This window comes from Pseudonocardia asaccharolytica DSM 44247 = NBRC 16224, from assembly GCF_000423625.1.
Taxonomy (GTDB): Bacteria; Actinomycetota; Actinomycetes; order Mycobacteriales; family Pseudonocardiaceae; genus Pseudonocardia; species Pseudonocardia asaccharolytica.
Window position 1 is genome coordinate 121,391 of record NZ_AUII01000005.1, and the last position, 21,684, is coordinate 143,074.

A 21,684-nucleotide genomic window follows, 5' to 3' on the forward strand; every position below is an offset into this window, starting at 1 on the left:
TTCCGGCCAGGGCCCTACGGCCATATTGCGGCTCCGAGCAGGGCAATCCCTGTTCAGACGACGGCTTGTGGGTTCGACGGCCCGAGTCGCCAATCGGCCTACGCGACCCCTTTGCGCACAGGCGGCGGGCGAACCCGGGTAGCGCGACCTCGCGAGGTACGCGGCCTGGCCTGGCCACTCGGAAGGGGCGCGGCGACGCGCCTGGCTCAGGTGGCCTGCGGCTCGCGGGCGCGCAGGTCCTTGCGCAGGATCTTGCCCGATGCGGACTTCGGCACCGCGTCGATGAACTCGACGACGCGGACTTTCTTGTGCGGGGCGATCCGTTCCGCCACGAAGGCCATCACCTCGTCCTCGGTGAGCGCGGCGCCCGGCTGCAGCACGACGAACGCCTTGGGCACCTCCTCGCCCTCGGCGTCGTGCACCCCGATGACGGCGGCATCGGCGATCTTCTCGTGGGTCAGCAGCAGGGCCTCCAGCTCGGCGGGCGGCACCTGGTAGCCCTTGTATTTGATCAGTTCCTTGACCCGGTCGACGATCGTGAACACCCCGTCGTCGGTGACCGTGGCCACGTCGCCGGTGTGCAGGAAGCCATCGGCGTCCAGCGTCGCCGCGGTGGCCTCCGGGTTGTTCAGATACCCGGTCATGATGTTCGGCCCCCGGCAGCACAGCTCCCCGCGCTCACCGGGTCCGACCTCCTTCCCGGTGCCGGGGTCGACCAGCTTGCACTCCATGTTCGGCAGGGCGAACCCGACGCTGTTGAGGTCGATGTCCGGGCGATCGTCCGGAATGCAGTGGCTGACCGGGCTCATCTCGGTCATCCCGTAGCCCTGCAGCACCCGGCAACCCAGCCGCCGGGCGACGGCGCGGCCGAGCTCGGCGTCCAGCGGCGCGGCCCCGGAGACGATCACCTCGATGCACGACAGGTCGTAGGAGTCGACGACCTGGTGCTTGGCCAGCGCGACCGCGACCGGCGGGGCGATGTAGACGCGCTGGATCCGGTGGGTGGAGATGACCCGGAGAAACTCGACGAGGTCGAACTTGGGCATGGTGATCACGGTTGAGCGCCCGTGCACGCCCTGGTTCATCATCACCGTCATGCCGTAGATGTGGAAGAACGGCAGCACGGCGAGGATCTTGGTCTCCGGACTGACCTGAATCAGCGGCTGGATCTGCAGCAGGTTCGCCACCAGGTTGCGGTGGGTCAGCACGACGCCCTTGGCCTTGCCGGTGGTGCCCGAGGAGTATGGGAGCACGGCGGTGTCGGTCGCGGTGACGGTGAGCGCGGGCGGCTCGGCCGTGGTCGCCAGCAGGTCGGCCAGCGCCGGATGGCCCTCGGCCTTGTCCATGGTGATGATCGCGTCGCCGGTCAGCCCGGCCTGCTCGGCCGCGGCGACCGCGCGGTCGAGGAACGGCGCGATCGTGATCAGCAGCTTGGCGCCGGAGTCGGCGAGCTGATGGGCCAGCTCACCGGGGGTGTAGAGGGAGTTCGCGCTGGTCACGATCGCGTTGGCGCGCAGCACACCGTGGAACACGGCTACCCAATATGGAGTGTTCGGCGCGAACAACGCCACCACGTCCCCGGCGCCGATCCCCCGCTCGGCCAGCGCCGCCGCGATCTTCACGACCATCCCGTGGAGCTGGGCGAAACTGATCGAGGCTCCCGAACCGCCGTCGATCAGGGCGGGGGCGTCGGTACGGTCCCCGAAACCATCGGCAAACAAGAACTCGAACAACGAGACCTCGGGGATCTCGACATCCGGATACGGGCTGCGGATGGTCATCGCTACTCCCTCGCGACGGGCGGATGGGACACCGGGCAGGAACCCGGGCCGTGCGAGCATTTAATCGCGGATACGGACCGTCACGGCCCACCCGGCTTGGCTCCTACGCAGGGTGACGGCCCCGGGTCGCCGTCAGTCCGGCGCCTGCCACCTCGGCAGCGTGAGAACGGTCCGCATCCGGCCGAGCTGGTCGCGGTGCAACGCGCTGAGCCGCCCCAGGACGTCCTCGCCCTGCTCGGTCAGCACCACCCGGACCGCGCGCGCGTCCTGCGGATGCGCGACCCGGTCCACGAGCCCCTGGCCCTGCGCCCGGTTGACCAGCTCCACGGTGCTGTGGTGGCGCAGCTGGAGCCGGTCGGCCAGCTCCCCCATCGTCGCCCACTCCCGGCCGGGGAACCCCTTCAGCGCCAGCAGCAGCTGGTACTGCTGGGGGGTGAGGCCTTGGCGGCGCACCGTCTCCTCACTGAACCTCAGGTAGCGGCGGATCCCGAAACGGAACTCGGCCAACGCCTCGAAGTCGCGCTTGGTCAACGGCGCCGTCTCCGGCCGCTCGTCCTCCGCCGTCACGGGAACATGACACCACGCGCCGTCGACGCCCGGGCCGTCACCACCCCATCATGTCGCACTGCGATACGAATGCCCGTGCGACCGATCTTCCCCAACCGACCGTGCGTGATCATCGGTTGCGGACCCGTCGCCACCCGAACCAGCCCAACCCCGCGAGTACCGCGAGGACCGGCAGGAACGGCAGCAGGAAACCGATCGCGGCCGCCAACCCGGCGCCGAGGGTCCGCAGCCCGTCCCAGCCGGCTCCGAGTCCGGCCCCGAAGCCAGGGCGAGCACCCGGCCCGGGCGCGGCTCGCAGGTCGACGTCGAGCGTGGACAGCTGCACCTGGTCGCGCAGGGCGGCCAGGCGGCGCTGCAGCGACTCCAGCTCCGCCTCCCGCCGGGCCAGCTCCGACTCGACGGCCACCACCTCGCCGATCGTCTCGGCCCTGGCGAGCAACGAGCGCACCCGGGCGACGCTGGCCTGCTGGCTGGTCACCCGAGCCTCGAGATCGATCGACTGCTCGGTGACGTCCTGCGCGGTGCTGCTGCTCATCAGCAACCGGCCCATCGTGCCCACCCGCTCGACCAGCGGATCCAGCTGGTCCGCGGGAACCCGCAGCGTCAGCATGGCACCGTCGTCGTCGGTGTGGTCGTCGGCGACGAACCCACCCGCCGCCGTGGCCGCGCTGCGCACGTTTCGGGCCACGGCGGCCACGTCGGCGACCTCCAGGCGCACCTCGGCCGTCCGCACCACCGCGCGGTCGACGCTGCGAAATCCGGGCGGGGCCGCCGGGACCGGCTCCCCGTTGAACTCCGGGGCGACCGCGCGCGGCGGCGAGGCGTCGAAGGCACTCGACGCGCCGCCGGATCCGCCGACCGGAGCGACGAGAAGCCCGGCGGCGGCCACCCCCAGCACCGCAGTTCCCGCGAGAATCCAGCGCCCTCGTCGTCTCACGTCCGCCTCCTCGGCCGGCAGCCCACTCGATCAGAGGACGGGGGCCGACACCGCGCGGGTTGGGTCGGGATGGATCACAAACGCGCAACGCCCCGGCCTCATGACGCCCCGGGCGCCCGCTACCACGCCGCCCCACGCTCATGCCCTCCGCAACTCACCCCCACGGCTCATGATCGGGGCGTCGAAGATGGCGACGATCCCGGTCGGGGACGGGCGGGACGGGGCGTCAGTCGACGAGGTGCTCGAACGCCCGCAGATTGGCCAGCGACTCCCCGCGCTCGGACCGCCAGGCGTACTCACGCCGGATGGACTCGGCGAAGCCCAGCTCCAGCAGCGTGTTGAAATCGCCGTCGGCGGCCTCGAGGACCTGGCCGAGGATACGGTCGAGCTCCGCGGCGCCGACCGCGTGCAGCGAGACCCGGCCGATGAGGTGGATATCGCCGATCCGGTCCAGCGCATAGTGCACGCCGTAGAGCCGCGCGTTGCGCTGCAACAGGAAACGGTAGACACCCTCGTGGTTCTCGTCGGGCTGACGACAGACGAACGCCTGCACGAACAGCGTGTGCTCGCGCGCGACCAGCCAGCACTGGGTGCTCAGCCGATGGGTTCCCGGCAGCGTGACCAGGAACTGGCCCGGCTCGCGCTGGTGGTGGTCGACCCCCAGATCGCGCAGCACCGCGCCGATCAGGCCGGCCAGCTCCCCGGTGTCCATGGCGTCAGGAGTCGATCAGTTCCGCCAGCACGCCGGCCGGCTGCCGGGCGGCGAACTCCGCGCCCACCTCGGCATACGTGGCGAGCAGCGCATCGGTCGTCCGCTCCCAGGAGAAGTCACGGGCGTGCTCGACGGCGCCGGCGCCCAGTTCGTCGCGCCGGCCAGGGACGAGGGCGACCCGCGCCAGTGCGTCAGCCCATTGCTCGGCGCCGTGGCCGGGAACGAGCAGCCCCGACCGCCCGTCGGCCACCGCGACCGGCAGTCCCCCGACACCCGCCGCGACGACCGGGGTGCCGCACGCCTGCGCCTCCAGCGCCACCAGGCCGAACGATTCGTTGTAGCTCGGCACGGCGACGACGTCGGCCGCGCGGTAGACGTCCGCCAGCGCGGACCCGGACTGCGGCGGGAGGAACCGCAGCACGCCGTCGGAACCGGTCAGCCCCAGCGCGGCGCCGAGGCTCTGCAGCGCCGTCGGCTCGGTCAGCCCGCTGCCCGACGGCCCGCCCGCGACCAGCACGACCAGGCGGGACCGCAGGTCCGGGTCGCGACGCAGCAACTCGGCCGCGGCGCGCAGCAGCACGTCCGGCGCCTTGAGCGGCTGGATCCGGCCGACGAAGGCGAGCACGACGTCGTCCGGCGCGATGCCGAGCGCGGCGCGCGCGGCCGTCCGATCACCCGGGGTGAAACGGTTCAGGTCGACGCCGGGCGGAATGGTGACGATGCGACAGGGATCGGCCCCGTACAGCTCGACCAGCTGGCGGGCCTCGGTCTCGGTGTTGCCGACAAGCCGGTCGGCCTCGGCGACGACCTGGTCCTCGCCGATCATGCGCACCATCGGCTCCGGCGGGTCGCCCTCCGCGAGGGCGGTGTTCTTGACCCGGGCCAGGGTATGCGCGCTGTGCACCAGCGGCACCCCCCAACGGTCGCGGGCCAACCAGCCGACCTGGCCGGACAGCCAGTAGTGGGAGTGCACGACGTCGTAGTAGCCGGGATCGTGCCGCGCCTCGGCGCGCAGCACCCCGGCCGTGAACGCGCACAGCTGGCCGGGCAGGTCGTTCTTGCCGAGGCCCTCGAACGGCCCGGCCGCGACGTGCCGGACGAGCACCCCGGGTGCCATCTCGACCGTCGGTGGCAGCTCCGACGACGTGGCGCGCGTGAAGATCTCGACGTCGACACCCCGGCCGGCCATGCGCAGCGCGGTCTGCACGATATAGACGTTCATCCCGCCGGCGTCGCCGGTCCCCGGCTGCTCCAGCGGCGAGGTGTGGACCGAAAGCACGCTCACCCGGTTCGGCAGCACGGGCGGCAGCAGACCGCCCAGACGATCGTTCACGGTGTATTTCCTAGCACGCGGCCCACGGCGTCACTCGGCGGCCGGATCGGCCTGCGAACCGCAGGCCAACAGCCCCAGTAGGGCCCGGATCGGATCGGTGGCATGCCACCGGCCTTCCCCATCCGGCCAGGCCGGAACGCTGCGCCGACCCATGGCCGGGCGGCGCATATCGATCACCAGAGCATCATGGACGATCATCTCGCCGGCCGGGACCTCGACCCCGAGTGTGGCGCAGGCCACTACCACCTCGGCGGAGTCGGACCAGCATCGCGGCTCACCGCTCCCGACGACCGCGGCCTCGACCACGTCGGAGGCAAGCGGCAGATCCAGCAGGTCCGCGAGTGATCCCGGGGCGCCGCCCGCCACCAGGTCGGCCGACGACAGCACCTCGGCCAACCACGGGTGGTCGAGCACCATCGCCTCGTCGATCGGGACGACCGTGCCGTCCAGCGCCCGGACCCGCTCGAGCGGATCGAGCTCACCGGGGTCGACGCAGCCGTCGGCGACCGCCTCCGACAACGCGGTATGCGCGGCCGCGATCAACGCGACGTCGGGGCGGCGGACCGGATCGACGAGCCGTTCGAGCAGGTCCACGGCGTCCTCCGGACCCTCCACCGCCAACGCGGCGCGCACCCCGATCGCGTAGAGCAGTGCCTCGTCGACCCCCTCGGCCGGCGCCGGGTCGTACAGCTGTGCCAGCTCCGTCGCCGAGCGCAGCCGCCAGTGCCCGGGGCGGTACCCACCCAGCCGCGCATGCTCGGCCAGCCACCACGACGTGTAGCCCCCCTCGAGGACCGCGGCCCGGGTGGCGGGCTCGCCGGCCAGCAGCCGCAGCGCGGCCGGCCAGGCGTCGTCGGCGACGAGGTCGAGGTCCCGGACGGCGACCACCCGCATCGGCGGGTGGTCGCGGCTGTCCCACCAGAGGTCCTCGTCGTGCAGGTCGTGGTCGGGACCCGCGGGCTCGTCATCGACGACGACGGTGAAGCCGTCGAGCACGCCGACCGCGTTCAGCACCCCACGCGGCACCCTCTCGGTCCATCCGGCGTCGAGCACGCCGACCGGGGCGTCGTCGGCCAGCAGCGGGCGCAGCGCGGCGTCGGGCAGGACCAGTTCGTCGGCGCGGGCGGGGCTGCCCTCGTCGTCGGGCAGCGCGAGGGCGCCGAGCCAGCGGTGCCGGGCCACCGTTGCCGGGCCCAGCTCGGCCACCAACGCGAGCACGGCGTCGGCCAGCGGGGCGGTGCCGAGGCCCGCCTCGGCGTCGTCGACCGAGCGCTCGACGGCCTCGCGCAGCGCGGGCCGCTCCAGGACCGCCTCCGCATCGGCTGCGACGGACCCGAGCCTGGCCAGCAGCGGATGGGTGGCCTCCGCGTCGGCGATGCGCAGGCCGGGCAGCCCGAGCCCGGCCAGCGCCGCAACCGGTCCGTCCGGCTCCCCGGTCGGCAGCAGCACCGACTCAGGCCCCGCGACGGTACGCCCGTCGGCCAGCGGCACCGGCAGCCCGCGCAGCTCCTCGAGCAGCCCCGGGACGGTCTCGGCGGCCGGTTCCAGGGCCGCGTACACCGCGCGCCACCAGCTCGCGGGACGGCGCAGACCGACCAGCCGGTCGACCAGCTCGGCCGCGCCGAGCCGACGCATCCCGAGCTCACCCAGCACGTTCGCGGGGGTCCCGGCCACCGCGGCGGGGTCGGCGAGCCCGGCGAAGTCCTCCGCGTCCACCCCGGCGGCCAGCACCCGGGCCAGTCCCTCGGCACCGGGGATGTCCAGCCATTCGGCACGCCGCGGGACCAACTCGTCCCCGCCCGCCGACAGCAGCCAGGCCGCCCCCCGCAACGCGTCGAGCAGCATCCCACGCACCCGGCCGTCGAGCTGCGAGCGCGGGAAACCCGGCACCGGGACCAGCGCCCCGCGGTGGATGGGTTCGACGGCGCGGATCAGGTCGAGATAGGCGGTTCCGGCGGCGGCGAGAACCCGCTCGGTCACCGGACCGGGGCGGACCCGGCGACGGTCCGGCTCCAGCGGCACCGTCGCGATCAGCCGCGCGGGCAGCGAGAGGGCCTCGGTACTCGCGGTCGGCGCGTGCAGCACGTCGGCGTCGAGCGGCTGCGGGCGCCCGGCCTCGTCCACGGGCAACGCCCAGGTCACCGACCAGTCCCGCCGGCCGCGCTGCTCGACGGCCTGGGTCTGCGCGTCGGCGGCGTCGAGCCGCCCGGCCGCCCCGGCCAGCAGCCAGCGCCGGGCTCCGATTCGGATCCGGCCCTGGCCGTCCTCGGTCCGGCGGAACACCGCCTCCCCCGCCGTGATCTCGACCAGGTCCGGCAGTGCGATCAGCAGGTCCGGGGCGGCTTCGGCGGCCGCGGCGAGCAGGACCGGACCGTCGGCTCCGCGATCGCCGAGCGGGAGCCGGACCTCGGTGTCGTACCCCTTGGGGGGCGCGGGTTCGTCCGCCTCCACCGGCCAGACCAGCCGCAGCACCGGTAGCTGATCGCCGCGGCGGGCGAGCTCGGCGGCCGGTCCCGGCAGCACCCGCGCCGCGGCCGCCGTCGCCATCGCGGAGAAGCGGACACCGCGACCGGCGCCGGAGACGACCCGCGGCTCCCGCGAGACCCGCAGTACCGCGGCGAACCCGATCCCGAAGCGGCCGACCGCGCCCTCGTCGTCGCGTTTGGCCGACGCACGCAGCGACGCCAGCGCGGCGACCCCGGCCGTGTTCAGCGGAGCACCGGTGTTGGCGACCCGCAGCTCGCCGTCGTACCCCGGTCCGGATCCGGGGCCGGCGAGCGCGACCCGCAGCCGCCCCCGGCCACCAGCGGCGCGGGCGGCGTCGGCGGCGTTCTGGGCCAGCTCGACCAACCACGCGTCGGCGTACCCGCCGAGCAGCAGGTCCTCCTCGGCGTTCGCGTCCTCCCGGAAGCGGGTCGGCGACGCGGCCCAGGCGTCGAGAACGGCGGCGCGAAGATCGGCGGTGCCGAAGGGGTCGCCGGCGGGCTCGCGGTGCTCGGAGGCGGTCACCGCGCTCAGGAACCGATCTGCTCCAGGTCGGCGGCGAGGTCGACCCCGTCGTCGTAGACCAGCGCGGCGACCTGCACCGGCGATCCCGGCTCGGCGGCGACGTCCGAATGCGCCCCGCAACCGAACTCGACGGCCACGACCGAACCGTCGGCCGGGGAGTACGCGTTGCCGCAGACCCCGAAGCTCCCGCGCAGCGAACCGGCCAGCGGCAGGAAGAACCCGCAGGTGCCGCACGGTCCCGGCGCGGCCTTGGCCATCGCGGCCGACGGACCGTGCCGGCCCTCCTGCCAGCGCTGCACGGCCTCGAGGCGACCGGCGTGACTGAGCACTCGGCGGCGGCCGAGGCCCACCTCGGCCGCGACCTCCTCGACCGCCGGATCGTCGGACTCGACGTAGCCGGGGACGAGGCGATGGTCGTTCGGGGTCGTGGGCAGCAGATCACCGACGCCGAGGTCACCGGGGCGGACCCGCTCCTGCCACGGCACCCAGGACGGCGCGACGAGCGCGTCGGGCCCGGGCAGCAGCACGACCTCGCTGACCGTCACCGGCTCCCCGGCGCCCGCGCAGGCCAGCGTGACCGCCCACCGCCAGCCGCGGTAACCCGCGTGGGTGGCGGCGAAGAAGTGGGTGCTCGCGCAGTCGCCCTCCGGGCCGCTCTCCAGGTGCTCGCCGACGGCCTCCCCGGCGGCCGCGGAACCGACGTCGAGGGCTGCCTCGTCGACCGCGGCGGCGCGGGCCAACGCAACCGTGTCCGTGAGCAGTTGCGACGGGTCGTGGGGCAAAGCGGCACTCACCCTCACGATTGTGCCACCCTCGCCAATCGTGACGGTCTGGCGTGCGCTCCCGGCCGCTCTCGTGCTCGCGGCCTCGACGCTGGCGGGTTGCGCCGCCCCGACGCCGGCCGTACCGGTGTGGCATCCGCAGGTGCTCGCCGAGCGGCCACACGACCCCACCGCGTTCACCCAGGGTCTGGAGCTGGCCGGCGACACCCTCTACGAAGGCACCGGGCTGGCGGGCCGTTCGCAGCTGCGTGAGCTCGACCCCGCCACCGGGGCGGTCCGCCACGCCGTCGGGCTGCCCGGGGAGCTGTTCGGCGAGGGCATCACCGTCGTCGGCTCCCGGATCTGGCAGCTGACCTGGCGCGACGGCGTCGCGCTCGAATGGGACCGGGCGACGCTGCGGCTGCTGCGTCAGGTCCGCATCGACGGCGAGGGCTGGGGCCTGTGCAGCCAGCCCGGTGCCGGGCGGCTGGTGCGGTCCGACGGCACCGATCGGCTGCGCTTCCACGACCCGGTCGGCTTCGTCGAGACCGGTTCCGTGCGGGTGACGCTCGACGGCCGGGCCGTGCCCGGGCTCAACGAGCTCGAATGCGTCGACGGGCAGGTGTGGGCCAACGTGTGGCCCACCGATCGGCTCGTCCGCATCGATCCGGCGGATGGCCGGGTGACCGCGGTCGTCGACGCCTCGGGGCTGCTCGACCCGTCCCGCCGCGGCGGGACCGACGTGCTCAACGGCATCGCCGCGCTCGGTGACGGGACGTTCCTGCTGACCGGTAAGCGATGGCCCGCGACGTTCCGGGTGCGCTTGGGGCCCTGAGCCTCGACGAGGGCGTCGCGGTCGGTTCGATGCGCCAGAATGGTGGGGTGCCCAGGTCCGGATTTCCCCGCCCCCGCCGCGGCCGGCGTTCCGGCGCGCGGCGGACCTGGGTGACGATCGACGGCGGGCCGGTCACCCGCGGTTCGCCGCCGGCGGACCCGGCGCCCGCGGACCCGGCGCAGCGGCGTGGCGAGCCCGAGCCGTCCGGCTCCGGGTCGACGCGGCTGCCGCCACCGATCGCACCGGTGATCCGACGCCGGTATCCCTGGCACGACGACCCGGACTACGACCCTTCGGAGTACCGGCGCAACCCACCGCCCCCACCGCAATGGCAGCCACCCGGCCCGGAGCCGGACGCCGAGCCGGACGGCGACGCCGCCCCGGATCGCGACGAGGCCGACGAGCAGCCGCGCGGCCCGCGGGTCCCGAGCAAGCTGACGGTCACCAGGGTCGCGGCGATGCGTAGCAGGCAGCTCACCGAGAACGCGGTCCGCACCTTCCACCGGGCCGCGACCGCGGATGGCGCCGACCGCTCCGGGCTCACCGCGCTGACCTACGCGACCATGATGACCTACGCCGTGGACGCCGCGGTCGCCGTCGCGCTGGCCAACACCCTGTTCTTCGCCGCGGCCACCGCGGAGTCCAAGACCAACGTCGCCCTGTACCTGGCGATCACCGTGGCGCCGTTCGCCCTGGTCGCGCCAGTGATCGGCCCGCTGCTGGACCGGCTGCAGCGCGGCCGCCGGGCCGCGTTGGCCCTCTCCTTCGCAGGCCGCGCCGGGCTGGCGGTGGTGATGGCGTTGAACTACGACAACTGGCTGCTCTATCCTGCTGCGCTGGGCGTGATGGTGCTGAGCAAGTCGTTCATGGTGCTCAAGGCGGCGGTCACCCCACGGGTGCTGCCCGAGCGAATCACCCTGGTCACCACCAACTCCCGGCTGACGGTGTTCGGGCTGGCCTCGGGTGCGGTGTTCGGCGGCGTCGGTGCCGGCGTGGCCGGGCTGTTCGACTCGCCGGGGGCGCTGTTCTACACCGCCGCGCTGGCGGTGGCCGGGGCCGTGCTGTGCCTGCGCATCCCGCGCTGGGTCGAGGTCACGGCGGGCGAGGTGCCCGCCGCCCTGCGCAGCACCCGGCGCGGACGGCGAAGACCGATGGGCCGGCACGTGCTCGTCGCGCTGTGGGCCAACGGCTCGGTCCGGGTGCTCACCGGTTTCCTCACACTGTTCGTGGCGTTCGTGGTCAAGGCCCAGACCGAGCAGGAACCGGCTCGGCAGTTGTTGCTCATCGGCATCGTCGGGGCGGCGGCGGGCATCGGCTCGTTCATCGGCAACGCCGTGGGCTCGCGGTCGTCGTTCCGGCGCGTCGACGCCGTCGTCGTCGCGGCCGTCGCGGCGGCCTGTGCCTCGGCGGTGGTCGCTTCGGTGTTCCCCGGGATCGTGACGGCCGCCGTCGTGGGCCTCGTTGCGGCGACCTCGAGCGCGATGGCCAAGGTCTGTCTGGACGCGGTCATCCAGCGTGACCTGCCCGAGGAGTCCCGGGCGTCGGCGTTCGGCCGCTCGGAGACGGTGCTGCAGCTGGCCTGGGTGTTCGGTGGTGCGCTCGGGATGCTGATGCCGCACAGTACGTTCTGGATCGGGTTCGCCGCGGTCGCCGCCATCGTCGCGGTGGTGGGCACCCAGTCCGTCATGATCAGCCGCGGGGGCAGCCTCGTGCCGGGACTGGGGGTGCGGGAGACTCGGCCGGACCCGCAACCGGTGGTGCACTGAGTCCGCTCCGTAGGGTTGTGGTCGTGCCCCGCCGCCTGTTCCCGGCCCTGCTGGCCGTCCTCGCCGTGCTGCTCGCCGGATGTGGTTCCGGGGCGCCGCCGACGGTGACGTTCACCGTGAGCGGGCAGGAGCGGACCACCGGCCCGACCCAGTACTGCGACCTCAAGCTCACCGACTGCTCCGCCGACGCGAACGCCGAGGTGCACCTGCCGGTACCCGCGGGCATGCCGGTGCACATTGCCGTGCCGGAGGAGCTGTCGTCCGCCCCGTGGCACGTCGTGTTCAGCTACCACGGCCCGGACGACCAGAAGGTCGACGGGCGCAGCCCGGTGTTCGCGCCGAACACCCAGCGCGACTACACGCTGGTCCTGCCGGACGCCGCCGACACGCTGCTCACCGCGCAGGTGCAGCAGTTCGGGCCCGCGCCGGTGGCGAACGAGCAGACCGGTGAGATCGAGTTCCCCGTCCGCGGCAGCTGGGTCCTCGTCGCAGCTCAACAGCCCCTGTGAGGTCAGCCGTCCAGATCCCGGGCCACGGCGCGGACCACCTCGGCCGCCAGCTTGCACGTCTTGCGATCGGGGTATCGGCCGCGGCGCAGGTCGGGCTGCACCCGCGAGTCGAGCAACTTGATCATGTCTTCGATCAGGCCGTGCAGCTCCTCCGCGGGTCGCCGGGTGGCCTCCACGACCGACGGCGGCGCCTCGACCAGCCGGACCGAGAGCGCCTGCGGGCCACGTCGACCCTCGGCCATCCCGAACTCCACCCGCTGACCGGGTTTGAGGGCCTGCACCCCGGGCGGCAGCGCGGACTTGCGGACATAGACGTCCTCGCCCCCGTCCTGGGCGAGGAACCCGAAGCCCTTGTCGGCGTCGTACCACTTGACCCTGCCGGTCGGCACCTTGCTCACCCGTTCCTCGATCGATCCCCGCTGTCGCGCGGCACCCGCCGGAATACCCCATGTCCGCACAACAAACGCGCCCCGGGTGCCTGGTCCGCCATGCTCAGGTCGGCTCGTTGAGCGACACCGGGACGCGCACGGCACAGCCTAGTCCTGTCCCCCAACCGCGCGCACCGGCCAAATGCCCCCTCTCCACCGGACGAACGGCACTTGCGTGCGATCCGTCCGGTGGAGCGGGGCGGCCGAGGGTCAGGCGTTGCGGATCGTGGCGGCGTCGGCGAGGCCGAGGATCTCCACCGACCGCTCGCGCATCTCGACCTTGCGGATCTTGCCGGTGACCGTCATCGGGAACTCCTCGACGATCACGACATAGCGGGGGATCTTGTAGTGGGCGAGCTTGCCGGTGGCGAACTCGCGCAGCGCCTCCGCGGTGAGCGCGGGAGCACCCTCGCGAAGGGTCACCCAGGCGCACAGCTCCTCGCCGAACCGCGCGTCGGGCACGCCGATCACCTGCGCGTCGAGGACATCGGGGTGGGTGTAGAGGAACTCCTCGATCTCGCGGGGGTAGAGGTTCTCCCCGCCCCGGATGACCATGTCCTTGATCCGGCCGGTGATGTTGACGTAGCCGTCGGAGTCCATCACCGCGAGGTCACCGGTGTGCATCCAGCGTGCCTGGTCGATGGCCTCGGCCGTCTTCTCCGGCTCGTTCCAGTATCCGAGCATCACCGAGTAGCCGCGGGTGCAGAACTCACCGGGCACCCCGCGGGGCACGGTGAGCCCGGTCTCCGGGTCGACGATCTTGATCTCGACGTGCGGATGCACCCGGCCGACGGTGGAGACCCGCCGGTCCAGCGAGTCGTCCGCCCGGGTCTGGGTGGACACCGGCGAGGTCTCGGTCATGCCGTAGCAGATCGTCACCTCGGTCATCCCCATCCGGTCCACGACCTGCTTCATCACCTCCACCGGGCACGGCGAGCCGGCCATGATCCCGGTGCGCAGGCTGGACAGGTCGTAGGAGTCGAACTCGGGGTCGTTGAGCTCGGCGATGAACATCGTCGGCACCCCGTAGAGCGAGCTGCACCGCTCCCGGGCGACGGCGGCCAGGGTGGCCTTGGGGTCGAAGCCCTGGGCCGGGATGACCATGGTCGCGCCGTTGGTGGTGGCGCCCAGGTTGCCCATCACCATGCCGAAGCAGTGGTAGAAGGGCACCGGGATGCACACCCGGTCCGCGGGGGTGTAGCCGCACAGCCGGCCGACGAAGTAGCCGTTGTTGAGGATGTTGTGGTGGCTCAGCGTCGCGCCCTTCGGGAACCCGGTCGTGCCCGAGGTGTACTGGATGTTGATCGGGTCGTCGGGGCTCAGCTGGGCCTGCAGCCGGGCCAGCTCGGTGCGGTCGCCGTCCCGGCCCGACTCGACCAGCGCGTCCCATTCGGGCGAGCCGATGAGCACCACCTGGCGCAGCTGCGGGCAGCGCGGCCGAACCTCGTCGATCATCGCGGCGTAGTCGGAGGTCTTGAACGACCGCGCGGCCACCAGCACCGAGATCCCGGCCTGGTTGAGCACGTACTCCAGCTCGTGGGTCCGGTACGCCGGGTTGATGTTGACGAGAATGACGCCGATCTTGGCGGTGGCGTACTGGATCAGCGTCCACTCCGCCATGTTCGGCGCCCAGATCCCCAGCCGGTCGCCCTTGGAAAGGCCGGCGGCGAGGAGCCCCATCGCCAGTGTGTCCAGCTCCTCCCGCAGCCGGCCGTAGGTCCAGCGGCGTCCGGTGGGCACCTCGACGAGCGCTTCGGCGTCCGGTTGCGCGGTCGCCATCCGGTCGAAGTTGTCGCCGATCGTGTCCCCCAGTAGCGGAACCTCGGAGATTCCGGAGGTGTAGGACGGAACGGCAGGGGCGCCAGCGGAAGTCACGGCGTTGTACTCCTCGATGCGGTGCGAGGCCTCGAACCTCTCAGGGTGTTCCCAACCTCATCGTGTCCCCGAGACGAGATGGTCGCCACCCCCAGGTGGGGAGGGCAAACCGCGCGGGAGTCCCGGCGCCGCCCAGGCGATACCCTCGGACCATGCACGACCCCCGCGTCCTGCTCGATCCCACGACCGACGCCGTCCGCAAGCTCGCCCGGCGCGGCTTCCACCTGGACGTCGAGTCCCTGGAGAAGCTCCTGGCGTCCCGAAACTCGGCGATTCACCGGGGCGACGAGGCGCGCGCGGAAGCGAAGCGGACCGCGGCGGCGGTCAGGTCGGCCACCACGGAGGAACGGCCCGCGCTGGTCGAGCAGGCCCGCGAGCTCAAGGCCGTCGTCACGGCCGCGGAGACCGAGACGAGGCAGCTCGAGGCGCAGCTGCAGGACGTCCTGCTGGGCATCCCGAACCTGCCCGCCGACGAACTGCCCGACGGCGCCAGCGACGCCGACGCCGAGGTCGTCCGCAGCTGGGGCGAGCCGACGGCGTTCGACTTCACCCCGCTCGACCACGCCGACCTCGGCGAGCGGCTGGGGATCCTCGACCTGGCGCGGGCGACCAAGCTCGCCGGCCCGCGGTTCGCCGTGCTGCGCGGGAAGGGCCCGGCGCTCGAACGCGCGCTCGCCCGCTACTTCCTCGACCTCGCCGCCGAGCACGGCTATCTCGAGTTCTCGGTGCCGACGCTGGTCAACCGCGAGACGATGACCGGCACCGGGCAGCTGCCGAAGTTCGAGCAGGATCTGTTCAAGACCGGCGTCGGCGACCGGGAGCTCTACCTCATCCCCACCGCCGAGGTTCCGCTGACCAACCTGCACGCCCGCGAGACCCTCGCCGTCGAGGATCTGCCGCTGGCCTACACCGCGCACACCCCGTGCTTCCGCTCCGAGGCGGGCTCGTACGGCAAGGACACCCGCGGCCTGATCCGCATGCACGAGTTCTCCAAGGTCGAGCTCGTCCGCATCGTCGATCCGGCGCGGTCCCGCGAGGAGCTGGAGGTGCTGCTCGGGCACGCCGAGGCCGTCATGCGGGGGCTCGGCCTCGCCTACCGCGTGGTGAAGCTGGCGGCGGGCGATATCGGGTTCTCCGCCGAGTTCACCTACGACATCGAGGTGTGGCTGCCCGGTCAGCAGCGCTACCGTGAGATCGCCTCGGCGTCGGACTTCGGCACGTTCCAGGCCCGCCGCGCCGGGATCCGCACCAAGGCCAAGGACGGCACCCGCGGCTTCGCCGCCACCCTGAACAGCTCGGGGATGCCGATCGGGCGCACGCTGGTCGCGGTCCTGGAGCAGGGCCAGCAGGCCGACGGCTCGGTGCGCATTCCCGAGGCGCTGGTCCCCTACACCGGCTTCGACGTCCTGACACCCGACTGAGCGCCCGGCGCGGCTAGTGCCGCCCGAGTTCCTGGCGGGCGACCGTGCGCAGATGCACCTCGTCGGGACCGTCGGCCAGCCGCAGCGCCCTGGCCCAGACATAGAAGTAGGCCAGCGGGACGTCGTCGCTCATCCCGGCGCCGCCGTGGATCTGGATGGCGCGGTCGATGACGTCACAGGCCATCCGCGGGCAGACCGCCTTGATCGCGGCGATCTCGGTGGCGGCCCTCCTGGCGCCGGCATTGTCGATCAGCCATGCGGTCTTGAGCACCAGTAGCCGGGCCTGCTCGATCTCGATCCGCGACTGCGCGATCTGCTCGCGGACGACCCCCTGGCCGGCCAGCGGGCGGCCGAACGCGACGCGCTCGCGCGCGCGGCGAACCATCAGGTCGATCGCCCGCTCCGCCATCCCGATCAGCCGCATGCAGTGGTGGATGCGGCCGGGGCCGAGCCGGGCCTGCGCGATGGCGAACCCGCTGCCCTCCTCGCCGAGCAGGTTCTCGACCGGCACCCGGACGTCGTGGAACTCCAGTTCGGAATGCCCGTGCTGGTCCTGATAGCCGAACGTCGGAAGATGCCGCTTGATCTCCAGTCCCGGCGTGTCGCGCGGCACCAGCACCATCGACTGCTGGCGGTGCGTCGGGGCGTCCGGGTCGGTCTTGCCCATGACGATGACGATCTTGCATCGGGCGTCGGCGGCGCCCGAGATCCACCATTTCTTGCCGGAGATGACGTACTCGTCTCCCTCGCGGCGAATGGTCGTGCGCACATTCGTGGCATCCGACGACGCCACGTCGGGCTCGGTCATGGCGAACGCCGAACGGATCTCCCCGACCAGCAGCGGCTCGAGCCATTGCGCCTTCTGCCGCGGGGTCGCGAACAGATGCAGCGTCTCCATGTTTCCGGTGTCGGGCGCCTGGCAGTTGATCGCCTCCGGGGCGATCACCGGCGACCAGCCCGACACCTCGGCGACGGGCGCATAGTCGAGGTTCGACAGGCCGGAGACGCTCGGCAGGAACAGGTTCCACAACCCGCGGGACCGCGCCTGCGCCTTGAGCTCCTCGACCACCGGGGGCAGGTCCCATTCCTGCGGGGTCCCGCGCCGCTCGGCCCGCCATGCCTCGTAGGCGGGTTCGGCGGGCAACACCTTCTCTTCGAGGAACTCCCGCATCCGATTCGTGTAGTCGGCGGCCGCAGCGCTCGGTTCGAAGTCCACGACCGGCAGCAAACCACACGAGGACCACCCGCTGGTGAGATCCGCATTCGCGGATATAAGATGCGCAGCGTGCCGCAGTTCAGGATTGCTGAAGCAGCTCGGCTGCTCGGTGTCAGTGACGACACCGTCCGACGCTGGGTTGACGCCGGGACGCTGCCGGTGCAGCCGGACGCGTCGAACCGCAAGGTCATCGACGGTGCCGCGCTGGCCGCGTTCGCCCGGGAGCATGCCCACGCGGCACCCGACCCGTCGGACGTGCGGACGTCCGCGCGCAACCGGTTCGTCGGACTCGTCACGTCGGTGATCACTGACCGGGTGATGGCGCAGGTCGAGATGCAGTGCGGCCCACACCGGGTGGTGTCGCTGATGAGCAGCGAGGCCGTCCGGCAGCTCGGACTCGAACCCGGAGTGCTGGCGGTGGCGGTCGTGAAGTCGACGACGGTCGTGGTGGAAACCCCTGGGGGAAGTTCATGAGAAGGATGCTGGGAGCCGTCATCGCCGGGCTCGGCCTGGTGCTGGCCGCGTGCGGTGGCGGCTCGGCGGGTTCGGACGCGGCGGAAGGTTCCGGCGCATCGGACCAGACCCTCACGGTCTTCGCCGCGGCCTCGCTCACCGAGACGTTCACCGAGCTCGGGAAGCGCTTCGAGACCGACCACCCCGGGGTGACGGTGCGGTTCAACTTCGCCGGATCGTCGAACCTGGCGCAGCAGATCGTCAGCGGCGCACCGGCCGACGTGTTCGCCTCGGCCAACACCAAGCAGATGGGTGTGGTCGCCGACAAGGCCATGATCGTCGGAGAGCCGCAGGTCTTCGTGACCAACCGGTTGCAGATCGCCGTCGCCCCGGGCAACCCGAAGGGCGTCGCGAGCTTCGCCGACCTGGCCGAGCCCGAGACCACCCTCGTGGTCTGCGCACCGCAGGTGCCGTGCGGCTCCGCGACGCAGAAGGTCGAGCAGGCCACCGGCGTGGACCTCAAGCCGGTCAGCGAGGAACCGGACGTCCGGTCGGTTCTCGGCAAGGTGATCAGCGGTAACGCCGACGCCGGCCTGGTCTACGTCACCGACGTCGCCGCCGAGAAGGGCAAGGTGGACGGGGTGAACTTCCCGGAGGCCGAGAAGGCGATCAACGACTACCCGATCGGCGTCGTGACCTCGAGCAAGAACCAGGAGCTGGCCACGCAGTTCGTCGAGCTCGTCCGGGGCGAGGTCGGGGCGAAGGTCCTGGAGACGGCCGGATTCGGGACACCCGCCGGATCGTGACCGCGACCCTCCCGGCGCAGGCCGATGCCGAGCGGAAGGCCCACGACAGGCACGATATCGGCATCGGTCTGCCCCGGTGGCTCTGGCTGCCGGCGGTCGCCGCGTTCACGCTGGTCGCCCTGCCGGTGGTCGGGCTCGCCCTCGAGGCGGACTGGGCACGGATGCCCGAGCTGCTGCTCAGCGAGTCCGCGCTCACGGCGCTGCGGCTGTCGCTGGAGACCGCCGGGATCTCGACGCTGCTCTGCGTGCTGTTCGGCGGTCCGCTGGCCGCGATCCTCGCCCGCAGCCGGCTTCCGGGACTGCGGGTGCTGCGGTCGCTGGTGCTGCTCCCCCTCGTCCTGCCCCCGGTGGTGGGCGGTCTCGCCCTGCTGTTCACCGTCGGCCGGACCGGGCTGATCGGGCAGGCACTGCATCTGTGGTTCGGGATCACCATTCCGTTCACCACCGCGGCGGTGATCCTCGCCCAGACCTTCGTGGCGATGCCGTTCCTGGTGGTGAGCCTGGAGGGGGCGCTGCGGACCGCCGGCCAGCGCTACGAGGCCGTCGCGGCCACGCTCGGGGCGTCCGCCGGGCTGGTGTTCCGTCGGGTCACCGTCCCGCTGGTCCTGCCCGGCCTGGTGTCCGGGGCGGTGCTCGCATTCGCGCGGGCGATGGGCGAGTTCGGGGCGACGATCGCCTTCGCCGGCAGCCTGGAGGGCACCACCCGGACCCTTCCGCTGCTGGTCTACCTCGAGCGCGAGGTGGACATCGACTCGGCGATCGCACTGTCGCTGATGATCGTCGTGGTCTCGCTGCTGGTCATCGTCGTGCTGCGGCCGCGAGGCGCCGAGGGACTCCGATGACCGGCTTCGAGCTGGCGGTCAAGCTGCACCGCCCCGAGTTCACCCTGGACGTGGCGATCGCCGCCGAACCCGGGGAGGTGCTCGCCGTGCTCGGCCCCAACGGTGCGGGCAAGTCCACCCTGCTCGGGGTGCTGGCCGGTCTGCTCCGGCCGGACTCCGGGTACGTGCGGCTGGGGGAGCGGCCGGTCACCGACACCACCTCCGGGCTGCTGGTGCCGCCGCACCGCAGGGGGGTGGGGCTACTCGCCCAGCAGGGCCTGCTGTTCCCCCATCTCACCGCGCTGGCCAACGTCGCGTTCGGCCCACGCGCCCAGGGGATGCGGAAAGCCGCGGCCGAGGAACGCGCCCGCAGGCTGCTGGCCGAGGTGGACGCGGCCGAGTTCGCCGGGCGCAAGCCCGCGAAGCTGTCCGGCGGCCAGCAGCAGCGGGTCGCGCTGGCTCGCGCGCTGGCCCCGGAACCGGGGGTGATGCTGCTCGACGAGCCGCTGGCGGCGCTGGATGTCGACGCCACCCCGGCGATGCGTGCGTTGCTTCGCCGGATGATCCGCGACGCCAAGCAGACGACCGTTCTGGTCACCCACTCCGCACTGGACGCGCTGGTGCTGGCCGATCGGGTCGTGGTGCTGACGGCGGGGCGGGTGGTCGAGCAGGGCCCGACCCGAGACGTCCTGGCGCGTCCGCGCAGCCCCTTCGCAGCGCGGATCGCCGGCCTGAACCTGGTGTCGGGAAGGGCCTGCGAAGGCGGTCTGCGCACCGACGACGGCCCGATGGTCTTCGGCCGCGGTGATGCCGACGTCGTCGCGGGCGACCGGGCGGTAGCGGTGTTCCCCCCGTCGTCCGTCGCCGTCCACATCGAGCGGCCGGACGGCAGCCCGCGCAACGTCGTCCCGGTGGTGCTGGCGGCGATCGAACCGCGCGCCGACGTGGTGCGGTTGCGGGCGAGCGCGTCCGCGGAGGGGCCGGAGTGGGTCGACGGGCTGGCCGCCGACGTCACACCCGCTGCGGTGGCCGAGCTGAACGTGGAGCCGGGCGCCGGGCTGTGGTTCGCGGTCAAGGCGACCGAGGTGGCCATCCACGCTGCGGGCGGCTGAGCCCGGGCGGCGACGGGGCATGTCCCGGCGACCCCATACCGTGCACAGATCAACACGTAGCGTGTTTCCCCTTCGACCGCGGAAGACACATCCGCATCACCTGACACGATCGTGTGGCTTCTCCTCGTCGAACTGTCGCCGTAAGGTCGCCGAACGTGACGCGACTGCTCCTGCGGGTTCTCCCGGCAGTGATCGTCCTGCAGCTCGTCGGCGCACTGCTCGGCTCCGCGGGAGGGGCCGCCGAGGCTGCCGAGCGTCCCGGTCCGGCCGACCACCTCGCCCGCTATGTCGTGCACACCCGGACCGAGATCGCCGCGATCGCGGCCGCGCAGGCCGTGGGCGTCCGGCCGACGGCGACGTTCACCCACGCCGTGACCGGGTTCGCGGCCGGCATGACGGCCGAACAGGTCGACCGGCTGCGGCGGTGGCCCGGCGTGCTGGGCGTCGAGACGGACCGTCGGATGAGCCCGCTCCAACCGCGCGCGACCCGGCTGGCGACCACCGACGCGGTGCAGCAGGATCCCCCGAACTGGGGTCTCGACCGCCTCGACCAGCGCAGCCTGCCGCTCGACGGCCGCTACCATACCGAGGCGACGGGCGCGGGCGTCACCGTCTATGTGTTCGACACCGGCGTCGACGTCGGCCACCCGGACTTCCAGGGCCGCGCCCGGATTGGCACCAACACCATCGACGACACCCCCGGCGACTGCGACGGCCACGGCACCGTCGTCGCCGGGATCGCGGCATCCCGGACCTACGGCGTGGCCAAACAGGCCCAGGTGCGCTCGGTGAAGGTGCTCGACTGCCACGGCACCGGGACGCTGTCCTCGCTGCTCGCGGGCATCGACTGGGTGGCGAAGAACCGGCAGGGCCCCGCGGTGGCCGTGATGTCGTGGAGCTACGGCCCGTCCGAGATGCTGACCTCGGCAGTGTCGCAGCTCGTCGCGTCCGGGGTCTTCGTCGCCGCCTCGGCGGGGAACACCGCCTCCGACGACTGCGCGGTCGCCCCGCGGGCCGCGCGCGACGTCCTCGTCGTCGCCAACTCCACCATCGACGACCGGCGCGCCAGCAGTTCCAGCACCGGTCCGTGCGTCGGCCTCTACGCGCCCGGCACCGGGATCGTCTCGACCACGCCGGGTGGGCGGACGGCGTCGTACTCCGGGACGTCGATGGCCGCGCCGTTCGCCGCCGGCGTCGCCGCGCTCTACAAACAGCGCTTCGGGGAGGCCCCGAGCGCGACCGTGCGGCAGCGGATCCTCGACCACGCCACGCCCGGCATCGTCAGCGGCGGCGGTGCCGGGGGCACGGCGAACCGGCTGCTCTACACCGGCGGGCTCTGAGT

19 protein-coding genes are annotated in these 21,684 nt (G+C 72.6%); 9 read left to right on the forward strand and 10 right to left on the reverse strand.

Going from position 1 to position 21,684, the window contains the following annotated elements; genetic code table 11:
• Positions 1–206 precede the first annotated feature (206 nt).
• The 7 genes from G567_RS0107990 to G567_RS0108020 form a co-directional block, all read right to left on the reverse strand.
• Positions 207–1,781: an AMP-binding protein gene (locus G567_RS0107990; protein ID WP_028929576.1), complete on the reverse strand. Its 1,575-nt coding sequence runs from the start codon at positions 1,779–1,781 to the stop codon at positions 207–209.
• A gap of 132 nt (positions 1,782–1,913) precedes the next feature.
• The gene (locus G567_RS0107995) at positions 1,914–2,348 is read right to left on the reverse strand and encodes a MarR family winged helix-turn-helix transcriptional regulator (protein ID WP_028929577.1); all 435 of its coding nucleotides are present in this window, start codon (positions 2,346–2,348) and stop codon (positions 1,914–1,916) included.
• Between the two features lie 109 nt (positions 2,349–2,457).
• Positions 2,458–3,285, reverse strand: coding sequence for a DUF4349 domain-containing protein (locus G567_RS0108000; RefSeq protein WP_028929578.1), 828 nt, complete (start codon positions 3,283–3,285; stop codon positions 2,458–2,460).
• A gap of 226 nt (positions 3,286–3,511) precedes the next feature.
• Positions 3,512–3,997, reverse strand: a complete 486-nt coding sequence (locus tag G567_RS0108005; protein ID WP_028929579.1) for a type III secretion system chaperone family protein — start codon at positions 3,995–3,997, stop codon at positions 3,512–3,514.
• Positions 3,998–4,001: 4 nt separating this feature from the next.
• Positions 4,002–5,318: a D-inositol-3-phosphate glycosyltransferase gene (mshA, locus tag G567_RS27475; protein ID WP_245585588.1), complete on the reverse strand. Its 1,317-nt coding sequence runs from the start codon at positions 5,316–5,318 to the stop codon at positions 4,002–4,004.
• A gap of 42 nt (positions 5,319–5,360) precedes the next feature.
• Positions 5,361–8,339 (reverse strand): sacsin N-terminal ATP-binding-like domain-containing protein, encoded by a 2,979-nt coding sequence (locus G567_RS27480; protein WP_051232564.1) that lies wholly within the window; start codon positions 8,337–8,339, stop codon positions 5,361–5,363.
• A gap of 5 nt (positions 8,340–8,344) precedes the next feature.
• Complete coding sequence (locus tag G567_RS0108020; RefSeq protein ID WP_147200936.1) at positions 8,345–9,133, reverse strand: DUF3027 domain-containing protein; 789 nt, start codon at positions 9,131–9,133, stop codon at positions 8,345–8,347.
• Positions 9,134–9,161: 28 nt separating this feature from the next.
• On the opposite strand from G567_RS0108020, the gene G567_RS0108025 reads away from it, so the two are divergent.
• From G567_RS0108025 to G567_RS27485, 3 genes are read left to right on the forward strand one after another with little or no spacing between them, the layout of a single operon-like run.
• Positions 9,162–9,935, forward strand: a complete 774-nt coding sequence (locus G567_RS0108025) for a glutaminyl-peptide cyclotransferase (RefSeq protein WP_028929581.1) — start codon at positions 9,162–9,164, stop codon at positions 9,933–9,935.
• Positions 9,936–9,964: 29 nt separating this feature from the next.
• A complete protein-coding gene (locus G567_RS0108030) occupies positions 9,965–11,701 on the forward strand; it encodes an MFS transporter (RefSeq protein ID WP_028929582.1) in 1,737 nt (578 codons plus the stop codon).
• A 23-nt stretch (positions 11,702–11,724) separates the two neighbouring features.
• A complete protein-coding gene (locus G567_RS27485) occupies positions 11,725–12,210 on the forward strand; it encodes a DUF2771 family protein (RefSeq protein WP_037056416.1) in 486 nt (161 codons plus the stop codon).
• Between the two features lie 2 nt (positions 12,211–12,212).
• Here G567_RS27485 and G567_RS0108040 read toward each other — a convergent pair whose 3' ends face one another.
• A complete protein-coding gene (locus tag G567_RS0108040; RefSeq protein ID WP_028929583.1) occupies positions 12,213–12,599 on the reverse strand; it encodes a cold-shock protein in 387 nt (128 codons plus the stop codon).
• A gap of 249 nt (positions 12,600–12,848) precedes the next feature.
• A complete protein-coding gene (locus tag G567_RS0108045; protein WP_028929584.1) occupies positions 12,849–14,513 on the reverse strand; it encodes an AMP-binding protein in 1,665 nt (554 codons plus the stop codon).
• Between the two features lie 152 nt (positions 14,514–14,665).
• Between G567_RS0108045 and serS the strand changes: the two genes are divergently transcribed.
• Positions 14,666–15,934 carry a serine--tRNA ligase gene (gene serS / locus G567_RS0108050; protein WP_028929585.1) on the forward strand — a complete coding sequence of 423 codons (1,269 nt, stop codon included), beginning with the start codon at positions 14,666–14,668 and terminating at the stop codon, positions 15,932–15,934.
• 13 nt (positions 15,935–15,947) lie between these two features.
• Here the strand turns inward: serS and G567_RS0108055 are convergent, their stop codons facing one another.
• Positions 15,948–17,150 carry an acyl-CoA dehydrogenase family protein gene (locus tag G567_RS0108055; RefSeq protein WP_028929586.1) on the reverse strand — a complete coding sequence of 401 codons (1,203 nt, stop codon included), beginning with the start codon at positions 17,148–17,150 and terminating at the stop codon, positions 15,948–15,950.
• 69 nt (positions 17,151–17,219) lie between these two features.
• Between G567_RS0108055 and G567_RS0108060 the strand changes: the two genes are divergently transcribed.
• The 5 genes from G567_RS0108060 (at position 17,220) to G567_RS0108080 (ending at position 21,682) form a co-directional block, all read left to right on the forward strand.
• A complete protein-coding gene (locus G567_RS0108060; RefSeq protein WP_028929587.1) occupies positions 17,220–17,624 on the forward strand; it encodes a TOBE domain-containing protein in 405 nt (134 codons plus the stop codon).
• Positions 17,621–18,409, forward strand: coding sequence for a molybdate ABC transporter substrate-binding protein (gene modA, locus G567_RS0108065; RefSeq protein WP_028929588.1), 789 nt, complete (start codon positions 17,621–17,623; stop codon positions 18,407–18,409). Before G567_RS0108060 ends, modA begins: the two co-directional genes overlap by 4 nt.
• A 68-nt stretch (positions 18,410–18,477) precedes the next feature.
• Positions 18,478–19,251, forward strand: a complete 774-nt coding sequence (locus tag G567_RS0108070; protein ID WP_051232614.1) for an ABC transporter permease — start codon at positions 18,478–18,480, stop codon at positions 19,249–19,251.
• A complete protein-coding gene (locus tag G567_RS0108075) occupies positions 19,248–20,342 on the forward strand; it encodes a sulfate/molybdate ABC transporter ATP-binding protein (RefSeq protein ID WP_028929590.1) in 1,095 nt (364 codons plus the stop codon). Before G567_RS0108070 ends, G567_RS0108075 begins: the two co-directional genes overlap by 4 nt.
• Before the next feature lie 155 nt (positions 20,343–20,497).
• The gene (locus G567_RS0108080) at positions 20,498–21,682 is read left to right on the forward strand and encodes a S8 family peptidase (protein WP_028929591.1); all 1,185 of its coding nucleotides are present in this window, start codon (positions 20,498–20,500) and stop codon (positions 21,680–21,682) included.
• Positions 21,683–21,684: the final 2 nt, after the last annotated feature.